This is a genomic window from Lacticaseibacillus rhamnosus, assembly GCF_900636965.1.
Classification (GTDB): Bacteria; Bacillota; Bacilli; order Lactobacillales; family Lactobacillaceae; genus Lacticaseibacillus; species Lacticaseibacillus rhamnosus.
The window spans coordinates 1,583,754-1,596,973 of record NZ_LR134331.1 but is presented as its reverse complement, the minus strand read 5'-3'; the positions used below and the strand labels follow the sequence as shown (position 1 = coordinate 1,596,973).

The following is a 13,220-nucleotide window of genomic DNA, read 5'->3' as shown; positions in this document are numbered from 1 at the left end:
CGAGGTAGATGGATATTAGCAACCAGTTTTATACCGTGCTGAATTCGGAGCAACATTCTCCAGTCGTGATTAGTTTGCCTCACAGCGGAACCTGGCTACCGGTGGCGATGAAAAAAGCTTTGTTGCCAAATGCCGTTTTAGCCAACACGGATTGGTTTTTACCGGAATTGTATGACTTTTTGCCTGCTGCCGGATTGACGACTTTAATCAATCATGTTAACCGGTATGTCGCTGATCCAAATCGGGCGGTGACTTATGATCCGCAGCATGACTATCGCTCGGCAACCGTTTATCAGCGTAACACGTTTGATCATGACCTGTATGCACAGCCACTGACGATTCCCCAAATACAGGCGCGGGTTCGCTCGTATTATCGGCCTTATCGTCAAATGTTGACGACCTTGCTGAACCAGAAAAAAGCTGAATTTGGGTATGCGTATTTAGTTGATTTACACAGCTTTGCCCAATACCCTTATTATCCGAACGTGAAGCCCAAGACGATTGTTCTCGGCAATGATCATGATCGGACGGCTAGCAAAAGATTTCGCTTGGCGTTGGCGGATCAGTTCATGACATATGGTTGGACGGTTGAAGACAATTTTCCTTTTCGTGGTGGTGACATTACCCGCTACTATGGTCATAAGCAAGGTGTCACCGCGATCCAGATTGAGTTGCGCTATGACCAATATATTGCCCACCGATCTTTTGGCGAAGAAGCGCTGACAACGTATCAATCAGAGGTGTTCAAGCAGGCACAGCAGAAATTGCAGTTTTTGACGGCGTTTTTAGGTCGCTTGCGCTGAGCCACGGCATGGTACATTCGGCATTTTAAGGGGATTGAGTCGCAGTTATTAAGCATCACCAAAAGGAAATCTTCTGTGAACGGGTCAAAATAATAGCTGCCAATTTAATGATTATGCGATACTCTACTTGCGATTGTACTTGAAACATTTTCAAAACGAGTGGGGGAAAGCTTCATGAACTTTTTTGGGAAGAAACAAGGAAGTCCTTCAGGGGATGAAGTGATTGCGGATGGGACGAATGACATTAGATTCGATGACGCTAAAAACGATTATCTTTATCTGGATTTGTTGCCAGAAGAAATGCCTGATGAACAATGGGCTAAGATCAAAGTGATGATGAACTTCTTCAAAACTAACCATCACAGTCCCGCTGTTATAACCGGCGATCTTGAACTTGATGCCACGGCGCGATTCTTGAATTACCGCGACAAGAAGCAGCTATTTTTGGCACCGACATCCTATCATAACTTTTATGATGAACTGCATCACCGTGGAAGTGGTAACAGTTCCCACGCGAATCTGGCAAGTCAACTACAAGCACACTTAACGGCCAAAACAGTTCCTGGCAGCAAGAACACCCGCTACATGGATGCCGAGAATCAAGTTGTGTTAAAAATCGAGCGTGATCGGAAAAAGCGGGTTCGGCAAATCAGCTATTTTAAAGATGGTCGGTTAACGCGCGAAGATCAGTATGATGATCATGAGCGCTTATTCGTATCGGACTATTATGCGCAAATGCCAAATCTGCAACGCATGACCTTGACTGAACCGCTTTTTCAAACGACGAGCATTCAGGGACTGATCCTAAATCGAAGCGGTGTCGCCGTTGTTAACGGATTACCGTTGACGCAACAATATTGGTTAAACAATTCTGCGGGCGAGCCAATCAAACTTTTTACAGATATGAATGAGATCCTAGTTTGGTGGCTGGTTAACAATTTTGTGCATACCGACCGCAAACTTTACGTCGATGTTTCAAGTGAGATCTTTCCTGCCTTAGTGCAACTACCTGAAATGCAATCTCACCTTATACCGATTGTCCATGATGGCGCAGATGCAAAAGCGTTGCAGACAATGAGCACCAGCGCGTTCTTAATAAGCCAACAATTTTCAAGTGTTGCCAAGCAGTTGCAACAATCGCGAGACGTTAAGGTTATTGAAAGCTGGTATCAATTCATGAGTTAAGCATCATTAGTTAACAAAACAGCCTGTTATCATTAAAAAAGCAGTATCGTGATGCATGGCATATTGGTTAACGTTTTAAGAAAAATGATCGATTTGATAATTGTCACAAGCCTTAATCCCGTAAATTAAGGATTCGGGCTTTTTGTTTGTCATTAGTTTACCCCTTCTTTGGTTATCATAAAGTTGAATTTATGTTCAATAAAAATTTTACAGCAAGAGAGTCTTTAATAAGTAGATGGAGTTAATTGGTTGATTATAAAGGAGGAAATAAAACTGAAACTATTATATTAGAACATTATAGATGCTAAAAAAGTTTAAGACTGGTGAACTTTAATTGTACTCGATTTATTATAAACTATTTTAGAAAAAATGATATAATGGTTATTTTAATACCTTATTAGTACGAAGCCCAAAGCTAATGTTACCGTTTTAAAGACCGGTATAAAGGGATTGTCATTATTTAGAAAATAATTTAATAAAAGTGTGGGCTTGTTATAACAATCATCATGATATATATTTAGAATCAATTCGAGGACCATTTTAATGCCTATCATAAAATTGGTACTTCGAGTTAATAATATCACTTTTAATCATAAGGGGGATGACAAGGGAATAACGAGCTTATAACATTTGTCGGCATAGTACTGCTAATCCGGCAAAAAAGTTTTTGCGACAGTTGATGCTATCAGCACCCAGCATCAAAAAATGATGAGCAAAGTATCGTTAGTTTATTTTTTCTCTTTAAATGGGGTGAACACATGGGAAAGTTCATTAAGAAAAAACCATCGACTAAAACGGCTAATTTCAAGATGTATAAAGCTGGGAAACACTGGCTTTTCACCTTCAGTACCTTAACGTTTCTTGCCGGTGGTGCCGGATTTGTCTTTTCCGGGAATCAGGCCGTTCATGCCGATTCAAATGACAATCAACGGGTAATTGATGCTGCCAGTGCACAAACGGCCGCGTCGATTCATACTGCTCCAACAGCACCTAGTACAGCTTCAAGTTCAGCAACTACCGCAACACCGGCCACTGCCGCCGCGACGGTTACTAATGCTACGCCGGCTGAAACGACCATAACAACACAGCCAAAGGTAGAAAAGCAACAGCAGACACAACAAGCGGTTGCGTCCGCGGAAATACCGGTTGCCAAGACTGAAGCGAGCAGTTCTGCCACAAACTCAGTTGTTTCGTCTGCAGCGCCATCAAGTGCGGCACCAGTTGCTAAGGCAGCGGTTCAGTCCAGCAATGCGACTACTTCGGCAGCTGCCGGTATTACCGTTGCAGCAAGCAGTTCTACTAGTAGTGCCACTTCAATTGCTGTAACTCAAGCTGCTGCGCCTGCAAGCTCCGAAACCGAAAACAACCACACCAAAAACGTGGTTGTATCAAAAACACTTGCTGCGATGCCAGTGGTGGATGATGCGGGAACGCCTAGCACCGTTGTTTTTACGAAAACAAATCCTCGCGGTACAGCTACAGTTACGGCGCCCAATGTTTCCATTTTTGCTGGGGATACTTCCATTGATAAAGTTGTCGATTCAAACTTTACCGCATTTGGTAATGGTAGTTTGGCAACCTTTACACTTGCACCTAATTGGGTCATTACGGGTAGTACCGCGGCAAATAATATTGACTATACGCATCCACTTAATCCTTTTGCCTCTGATGGTCTTTTAGGACCTTTCTTGACCTTCCAAAACAGTGCCGGGACGGTCGGCGATATGCTCGCCAGTCAAGTTGGCAGACCCAATGATGCGAATGTTCCAATCTGGATCGCAGGCTCTTCGTATAAAACACCAGGCGTTTACGCTGTCCAATACAGTATTAATACGAATCAGACAAAACCCTTAGTTGGACCTTTCAATGGGACACTATTTTCGTATTTCCTGGTAACGGTAAAGTCCGCGCTCAATCCTGATTCCGATGCTGCTATTGCTGCCAGTGCGGCTGTTACTGCCAGTGGCGCATTAACAAAGGCGAATTCCGCCAGCAGTATCGCCAGCTCAGCAAGCGGTGCTGCTAATGGCGCAAGTGATCAAGTTGCCAGTCTTGCTACGGCAAATCCTGACAACCAATCACTTGCATATCTTTCAAAAACCGCCTCTAGTGCAACGGCAGTAGCCTCAAGTTATGCAGTTGCTGCAAGTTCAGATGCTGCCTTTGCCAAACAGGCCGTTGCGACTGTCAATGCTGCCAACACAACTGCGTCTTCAGCAGCGGCCGCCGCCAAAGCTGCCAGTGCTGCAGGAAAAACCGATGAAGCAACCTCACTTGCCAAGCAGGCTGCTGATGCTGCCGCTACCGCCAGTCAACAAGCACCAATTGCAAACTCCGCCGCTGATAAAGCGCTATCTGAAGCAAACGCTGCCTCTTCAGCAGCAGAAGACGCTTTAAATGCGGCAAAATCAGCGGCAACGATTGCTGGCTCAACCAGTAGCACTGCAGCTGCAAAGAGTAATGCCAGTCTAGCTGCGGACACAGGAAGCAAGGCATATGACAAAGCTAACCTTGCATCGACGGTTGCCAATAGCGCCAGTGCCATTGCAAGCACTGCAATTGAGACCGCAACTTCGGCCAAAGCCGTGGTTGACAAAGCTGCAAGTGCTTATCCAACAAACGAATCGCTTGCAAAGCTTTCTGCAACCGCTTCGACTGCAACATCGATGACCGCTAGTTACGCTGCATCTGCTTTTGCTAGCAACTCACAAGCAAGTGACTTAGCAGGTAAAGTAAAATCGGCAAATGATACGGTCATTTCAGCGGTTGCGCAGACTAATGCTGCTCTGGCCGCGAAGAATTTACCAGATGCCAGTTCTTACGCTACGATCGCCTCTAGTGCTGCATCATTGGCAAGTCAACTAGCAGACCAAACGAGTACTGCAGCATCCAATGCATTAGCATCAGCACTTGCAGCTAGTGAAAATGCCAAAATTGTCACCTCGGCAGCAAGTGAAGCTGCCAAACTCTCCGCAAGTTTAGGCACGACTACCGGCAGCACTGCAGCTGACAGTAAAAATGCCAGCCTGGCTTATACAGCAGCAACGTCGGCTTCGACTGAAGCAAATAATGCTAGTGCAATAGCCAAAACAGCCAGCACGACTGCAAGTTCTGCTAATGCTGCGGCTTCCGGTTTTGCATCTTCATTCCCTGATAATGCTTCTCTTGCTAGTTTGGCAGTTAAAGTAGGACAGGCAGCTAGCTTAACTTCAAGCTTTGCTACATCTGCCAGTGCTTTTGCAAGTCAGGCTAGCGATCTTGCAACCCGAGTAAGTGATGCAAACTCACAAGCACAGGAAGCAGCGAATAAGGTAACTAGCGCTGCCAATGCCGGTGATGCCGCTGGCGTTGCTTTGTACTCGGGGCAAGCATCAACAGCAGCTTCGAACGCGACAGATTTGGCAAACCAGACAAAATCAGCTGCTAGTTCAGCAATGTCCTATGCATTGCAGGCAAAATCTCAGGCAGCCATTGCCTCTGACGCAGCAACTGTTGCTTCAGGGATTGCTGGCAACTTGAAGTCTGCCGCAGCAGGTGATGCGGGAGTGGGTAGTACCGTCGCACGGTCAGCATCGGTTGTCGCAAGCACTGCATCGACTGTTGCTAACAATGCCAGCACCATTGCAAGTAATGCCAGTGCCGTAGCGCTTTCTGCTAAAAATTTAACTTCAAGTGCTGCAAGTAGTTTCCCACAAGACAGCTCGTTGGCGGCTTTATCGACAACGGCTTCTAGCGCACAAGCTGTTGCTTCGGATTACGCTGCAAAAGCCAGTTCGGCTGCTTTTGCCGCAAGTAGTTACGCAGGCCAAACAAGTTCTGCCAATGAAGGTGCCAAACGTGCTGCTTCCTTAGCAAATGAAGCGCTAACGGCAGGGCAAAATGATGCTGCCGCAAGGTTTGGTAGCCAGGCAAAAGATGCTGGAAATTTGGCTAGCTCACTGGCAGACAATGCAAATACAGCGGCAAGTCTTGCCCAAAGCGAGGCCTTACAAGCTAAGTCTGCAGCTGACGAAGCTTCTAAAGCCGCACTTTCAGCTCAAGGTCGGGTTGCAACGCTGGCGTCAGACACAACTAAAGATACAAGTGCAGCCAGTGACAAGGCCAGCGCGGCAAGTGTGGCGGCAAAATCTGCTTCAACTGTTGCTAATAATGCAAGCACCGTTGCAAGTACCGCCATCAGTGTGGCTAGTTCAGCAAACAATGTAACCGCTTCGTTAACCGCCACCTATCCTAAAGATCCGTCATTGACCAGCCTTTCTGCAGTGGCTTCAAGTGCAAATAGCACAACCGCTGGATTTGCCAAAAGTGCAGCAGCTGATGCCGCTGCCGCAAGCAGTTTGGCTCAAAAAGTAGTCGCGGCAAACAAAGAGGCGAGCTTGGCAGCTTCACAGGCGAACAGTGCCATTGCCGGTGGTGATTTACAAGCCGCATCAAGCTTTAAAGCACAAGCTGTGACTGCTGCGTCTAGTGCAGCTGATCTTGCCAGTCAAGCAAACGGTTTGGCTAATCAGGCTTCGACAGAGGCAGATCAGGCTAATTCGACTGCTGCGATTGCTTCACAAGCTGCAAGTAGTGCGATTGAATTAGCCGGGAGCCTTGCCAAAGCCACATCCGATACAGCCGAAAAAGCTTCTAGTGTTGCCACTTCAGCCTCTGTTGTTGCAAGCGCTGCATCAATCACGGCTAATTCGGCTAAGTCAATTGCAGTCGCTGCGTCAAATAAAGCAAAGTCTGCTGGTGACGTTGCGGCTAGTGTTGCAACACGCTTCCCGAAGGATCAGTCAGTTGCCTCTCTAGCGACAGCAGCTGGCAATGCGGTTAGCTTGGCTTCCAGTTATGCGGCAGGCGCAATTGAAGATGCCTCATTGGCAAGTAGTTATGCCACTGCCGCTTCACAAGCAAATGGCGTTGCAAGTGAAACTGCATCCCTTGCAAATAGTGCCTATGTGAATGGCAATATTTCGGAAGCTTCGTCATATGCAGCAAGTGCTTCAAAGGCCGCTACAGAGGCTTCTTCTGCCGCTGACAAAGGTAAAAATGCGGCTACCAAAGCATTGAGTGAGGCATACGCAGCCAGTTCTGCGGCCAATGACGCTGCAAGCATTGCAGTTGCAGCTAGCACCGCGGCTTCGAGTCTTGCTTCATCCATTACCAGCGGCAATACTGCGGCTAGTGATAAAGCGAGTGCAGCCAGTGATGCAGCGCGGTCGGCGTCGGTCGTGGCAAGTACAGCCTCTGTTAAAGCAAACTCGGCCAATGCTATCGCCAGCACTGCAAGTAGTGTCGCAGCATCCGGCTATCAAGATGCTTCAAACATTGCAACACGTTATCCTGGCAATCCTTCACTAACCAGTCTTGCCACCGTGGCATCTTCTGCAAATAGTGAAACTGCTGACTTAGCTAAATCAGCAAGTTCGGATGCATCTGCTGCAAGTAGTTATGCAGCGATTGCCAGTGCGGCGAACAGTAAAGCTGCTTCTGCGGCTTCAAGAGCTAATACTGCGCTTGATGCTGGCGACCTTTCCAATGCCTCAAGTTTAGCGGACCAAGCATCGATTGCAGGCGTGACAGCTTCTTCGGCGGCTGACAAGGCAAACTCGGCTGCAGATCAAGCACTAAATGAAGCAAACTTGGCAAGTGAAAAAGCAAAAGTTGCCGTTAGTGCTGCTGCCACGGCGCGTGATGTCGCTTCTAAAGCTGATGCCAGTGCAACTGCTTATACTGCCAGCTCTGCAACCGCGATTGCGAACAATGCAAGCGCAATCGCCAGCAATGCAAGTAGTGTCGCTGATTCTGCTTATCAAGAAGCCTCGGCTAAAGCAAGTAACTATCCGTCAAACAACTCATTAGCCTCACTGGCTAAAACTGCTTCAGACGCTAATAGTGTTGCCGCGAGTTATGCTTTGACGGCTAGCGCTGATGCATCTGCGGCAAGTAGCTTTGCCGATCAAGTCAGTTCAGCAAATGCCACTGCCAAAACAGCCGCTGCTCAGGCAACGGCAGCCAGTCAACGTGGTGATCATACGGCTGCCCAAAACCTGAATAATCAAGCATCTGCCGCAGCTGACATTGCTTCAGAATACGCGGACAAGGCAAATGATGCCGCCGGTAAAGCATTAAGTGAAGCAAACAAAGCAGACTCCGCAGCCAGCCAAGCCGTAAGCGCAAATAATCGGGCAAAGCAGATTGCGGATACGGTTTCCGCAGCCAATGATCAAGCTTCATCTAAAGCTAGTCAGGCCAGCGAAAGTGCTTTATCTGCTTCTGTCGTAGCTCAAGAAGCTTCCGCCACTGCAAATAATGCCAGCGCTATTGCCAGTGCTGCTTCTGACACGGCTAAGTCTGCAAATGCAATTGCTTCAAGTGCTGCCAGCCGGTTCCCTGGCAATGATTCTCTGGCCAGCCTTGCAAAGACTGCCAATGATGCAACGATTCAAGCATCAAGCTATGCCACTCAAGCCTCAGCTACTGCCGGCTCTGCTGTCAGTCTGGCGAAAGTAACAAGTAGTGCCAATCTTGCTGCCAGCAAAGCTGCTTCCCAAGCTAACAGCGCTATTGTAGCTGGCAATATGTCTCAAGCTTCGACCTTTGCAAATCAGGCTTCAAACTTTGCCAAAATTGCTAGCTCAGCCGCCGATGCTGCAAGTAGTACAGCTGATGACGCCATGAGCGCTGCACTACAGGCTAAGGGTCAAGCAGCTATCGCCTCAAGCGCTGCAGATGATTCAAAACGTTTGGCGGGCAACATCGCAACACTAGGTGATCGACTTGTCAGTGATGCGACCAAAGCCGCTGATCGGGCAAAAGCAAGCGGCGATATCGCTGAATCAGCTGCAGTCAAATATCCAAGTGACACAGCCATTACGAGTGCAAATAATGTCGCTAATCAAGCAGCTGACGAGGCTTCAGACAGTGCAGACAGTGCTAAGTCGGCTGCACAAAGCGGTGACATTCCGGCTGCATCAAGTGCCGCTGCCGAAGCTAAGAGTCATGCTAGTCAGGCAAGTATTGCGGCTGACTTGGCATCAAGCTTAGCGGTGGTTCATGACAAAGACGCTAAGAGCTATGCAGCGAATGCCGTTAAATCGGCTAGTTTAGCTAGTTCCAGTGCTGATGTTGCAACGGCAGTGGGCAGTCAATATCCTGATGATCCGACAATTTCTCGTGCCAGTTCCGTAGCCCAACAAGCTGCAAAAGATGCATCACTTGCAGCAGATGCGGCAGAAGATGCTGCCGCTCGCGGTGATGACGCAAGTGCCTCAAGTGCCGCTGATATTGCCAAATCTGCCGCTGACCAAGCGGATGCTGCTGCCAAAACAGCACTTAAAACAGCAGATAGTATCGCGGCCGCAAAGAAAGCGGCGGCAACTAGTTTTGCTGGTGATGCTGCACAAGCGGCTAGTCAGGCAAGCTCAAGTGCAGATGTTGCTACTTCTGCGGCAACCAAATATCCGGATGAGCCAGAAATTCAAACTGCAACAGATAGTGCATCTGCAGCAGCGGCTAAAGCTTCAAGTGCTGCAGATACAGCCAGAAGTGCAGCTCGAACCGGTGATGATATTGCGGCTTCTGTTGCTGCTTCTAATGCCAAAACCGCAGCTACCGAAGCCAGCACCGCGGCTGCTAAGACAAGCGCTGCTGCAAAAGCGAAAAGCACGGCTGCAAGCAGTTATGCCAATGAAGCAACTAAGGCTGCCAGTCAAGCGGGCTCCAGTGCTAATGTAGCTGGAAAAGCAGCAACGAAGTACCCGAATGACTCATCAATTGGCGCGGCAACTGAATTGGCTAAGTCAGCAGCAGATACGGCTTCGAGTGCAGCTACAGATGCTAAGCGTGCCACCCAAGCCGGCGATGATGTGACTGCTTCACAAGCTGCAGATAGCGCCAAGAGTGCCGCGATAGTTGCCAGTCAGGCTGCTTCACAAGCGAGTGACGCGGCTAAAGCAAAAGCAACGGCTGCATCAAGTTTTGCCGATGATGCTGTCAAGGCCGCTGGTCAGGCGGGCTCCAGCGCTGATGGTGCCGTATCTGTTGCTACTAAGTATCCTAATGATCCAAACATCAAAGCCAATACGGATGTTGCTACGTCTGCAGCCGATATTGCCAAGAGTGCTGCAACTGACGCTAAGAGTGCTGCACAAGCCGGCGATGATGCCAAAGCGTCTTCTGCCGCTGCAACAGCTAAGAGCGCAGCAATTGTTGCCAGCACCGCTGCTGCCAAAACAAGCGATGCAGCCAAGGCAAAAAATGTCGCAGCATCAAACTATGCTACTGATGCTGCTCAATCTGCAAGTTTAGCAAACTCAAGCGCTCAGTTAGCTGAAAGTGCTGGGGCAAACTATCCTGAAGATGCTGGCATTGCAGCAGCAACCAGTCTTTCAAGATCTGCTGCTTCAACAGCAACAAGCGCCGCCAATGATGCCAAGTATGCGGCGTTAGACGGTCAAGATGACGCGGCGAAGTCTGCAGCAGAAGTAGCAAAGTCAGCTGCAACCGTTGCTAGCGATGCTGCCGCAAAAGTGATTGCAGCAGCAAAAGCTAAAGGCGATGCCGCATCAAGCTATGCCAGTGCAGCTGATCAATCAGCTAAGCAAGCCAGCTCCAGTGCCGATCAAGCGGGTTCTGCGGCAGCGAAGTATCCGGAAGATCCGGCAATCAAGAGTTCAGCTGACCTAGCGAAGTCTGCTGCTGATGACGCGGCTAAATCCGCGGCAGCAGCCAAGGACGCAGCTAAGTCAGGTGATGATTCACGGGCATCCAGTGCCGCTGCCGGTGCGAAGAGTTCTGCTGATTTGGCAAGCTCTGCTGCAGCAAAAGCGGCTGGAGATGCGAAGGCTAAGGACGATGCCAAAGCTCAAGCTGACGCCAAAGCTAAAGGTGAAGCAGCCTCAAGCTATGCTAGTGCAGCTGATCAATCAGCCAAGCAGGCCAGCTCCAGTGCTGATCAAGCGGGTTCTGCGGCAACGAAGTATCCAGAAGATCCGGCAATTAAGAGTGCTACCGACCTAGCGAAGTCCGCTGCTGATGACGCGGCCAAATCCGCGGCAGCAGCCAAGGATGCAGCTAAGTCAGGTGATGATTCACGGGCATCCAGTGCCGCTGCCGGTGCGAAGAGTTCTGCTGATTTGGCAAGCTCTGCTGCAGCAAAAGCAGCTGGTGATGCGAAGGCTAAGGATGATGCTAAAGCCCAAGCTGACGCCAAAGCTAAAGGTGAAGCCGCCTCAAGCTATGCTAGTGCAGCTGATCAATCAGCCAAGCAGGCCAGCTCCAGTGCTGATCAAGCAGGTTCTGCCGCAACGAAGTATCCGGAAGATCCGGCAATCAAGAGCTCGGCAGATCTAGCGAAGTCCGCTGCTGATGACGCGGCTAAGTCTGCGGCAGCAGCCAAGGATGCAGCGAAGTCAGGTGATGATTCACGGGCATCCAGTGCCGCTGCCGGTGCGAAGAGCTCAGCCGATCTGGCAAGTTCTGCTGCAGCAAAGGCAGCTGGAGATGCGAAGGCTAAAGATGATGCCAAAGCCCAAGCTGACGCCAAAGCTAAAGGTGAAGCAGCCTCAAGCTATGCTACTGCAGCTGATCAGTCAGCCAAGCAAGCCAGCTCCAGTGCTGATCAAGCGGGTTCTGCCGCAACGAAGTATCCAGAAGATCCTGCAATCAAGAGCGCGGCTGACCTAGCGAAGTCCGCTGCTGATGACGCGGCCAAATCCGCGGCAGCAGCCAAGGATGTAGCTAAGTCAGGTGACGATTCACGGGCATCCAGTGCCGCTGCCGGTGCTAAGAGCTCAGCCGATCTGGCAAGTTCTGCTGCAGCAAAGGCAGCTGGAGATGCGAAGGCTAAAGATGATGCCAAAGCCCAAGCTGAAGCAAAAGCTAAAGGCGATGCCGCATCAAGTTATGCCAGTGCAGCTGACCAGTCAGCCAAGCAAGCCAGCTCCAGTGCCGATCAAGCAAGTTCTGCCGCAACGAAGTATCCAGAAGATCCTGCAATCAAGAGCGCGGCAGATCTAGCGAAGTCCGCTGCTGATGACGCTGCCAAGTCTGCCGCAGCAGCTAAGGATGCAGCGAAGTCGGGTGACGACTCACGGGCGTCCAGTGCCGCTGCCGGTGCGAAGAGTTCTGCAGATTTGGCAAAGTCAGCTGCTGATAAAGCTAAAACTGCTGCTGCAGCGCACACGCCAGGTTCTGATACTGCGAAACCGACTCAAGGCGATTTTGCAAGCACGGCTCATGCCGCAACGACCGCAGCCGACTTAGCTGCTTCAGTTGCAGCTAAAGCGGCCAGTGAAACGGCAAGTTTTGCTGATGGTAAACCTAAGAATTCTTCGTTAGCTTACTTGAAGTCCGACGCGATTAACGCGGCGAACATTGCTGCCAGTGCGGCTAAAGACGCTGCTTCCTTTGCGGCACTCAGTAAGGCTGCGCAAGAGCTTGCACACGATTATGTTGATCCGAATAAAGCAGCTCAAGCACTTTCCTACGCTGCACAATATGCTTCATCAGCGACTGCGGCGGCGGATAAGGCCAAGAGTGCTGCTACCCGGGCACAAACTGATCGTGATCTTGCCGAACAGATTGCCAGTCACGATGTGGATACCAAGGGTGTTAAAGATGTTGACGGAACGTCTAAAAATCCAAAAGGCCAAGACGTAGGACGCCAAGACGTAGGACATTCTGAACTAGGTGCAAACTCAGGCAGCCAGGACAACACCGTTCATACAGTTGCTACTGACACCAGCGTTGGGGATAAAATCAATCCTGGTACAACTGCTGACATCATCGCTAAAAACGGAAGTGGGCAAACTAAAGATGGAAGTGGACACACACTTCCGCAAACTGGTGAAACCGAAGAAGCTGCCTTGCTTGCACTAGCAGGTATTGTACTGATGGGGACACTAGCAGCCATGGGCAAAAAGAAGCATCGCGAAGATTAATTAACTGAAAGGAAGCCATTAATATGAAGACTAATCAACATCCAACCCGTGCAGCGCCTTAGGGTGTTGCTAAGAAAACTTTTGCCAACTTGATCGTTAACAAAGGGGAGCGCTGGAAAATGCTCCAATCAAAAAATTGTCGAACGGTTTTTGATTTGGAAATATTGCGCAAAGTAACAAGTTTGATCTTTGCTACAGGAGCATCGTCAATTCACCAATTCTAGAGACAACCGGCTAAAGCGATTTTCTGGGTGATACGCGTTTGGCTAATACAACTAAAGATTAATCGAGTCATTTTTTG

General features: G+C 49.3%; 3 protein-coding genes. All 3 read left to right on the top strand.

Annotated features, from left to right (window positions below; all coding sequences use genetic code 11):
* Window positions 1-8: 8 nt before the first annotated feature.
* Window positions 9-803: an N-formylglutamate amidohydrolase gene (locus EL173_RS08145; RefSeq protein WP_005689585.1), complete on the top strand. Its 795-nt coding sequence runs from the start codon at window positions 9-11 to the stop codon at window positions 801-803.
* Between the two features lie 174 nt (window positions 804-977).
* The gene (locus EL173_RS08140) at window positions 978-1,988 is read left to right on the top strand and encodes a hypothetical protein (protein ID WP_014571363.1); all 1,011 of its coding nucleotides are present in this window, start codon (window positions 978-980) and stop codon (window positions 1,986-1,988) included.
* 758 nt (window positions 1,989-2,746) lie between these two features.
* Window positions 2,747-12,919, top strand: coding sequence for a Ser-Ala-175 repeat glycoprotein adhesin SpcB (spcB, locus tag EL173_RS08135; RefSeq protein ID WP_025014092.1), 10,173 nt, complete (start codon window positions 2,747-2,749; stop codon window positions 12,917-12,919).
* Window positions 12,920-13,220: the final 301 nt, after the last annotated feature.

Coding starts and splice junctions, on each gene's coding strand:
- EL173_RS08145 (WP_005689585.1), top strand. CDS start 9: ATGGATATTAGCAACCAGTTTTATACCGTGCTGAATTCGGAGCAACAT.
- spcB (WP_025014092.1), top strand. CDS start 2,747: ATGGGAAAGTTCATTAAGAAAAAACCATCGACTAAAACGGCTAATTTC.
- EL173_RS08140 (WP_014571363.1), top strand. CDS start 978: ATGAACTTTTTTGGGAAGAAACAAGGAAGTCCTTCAGGGGATGAAGTG.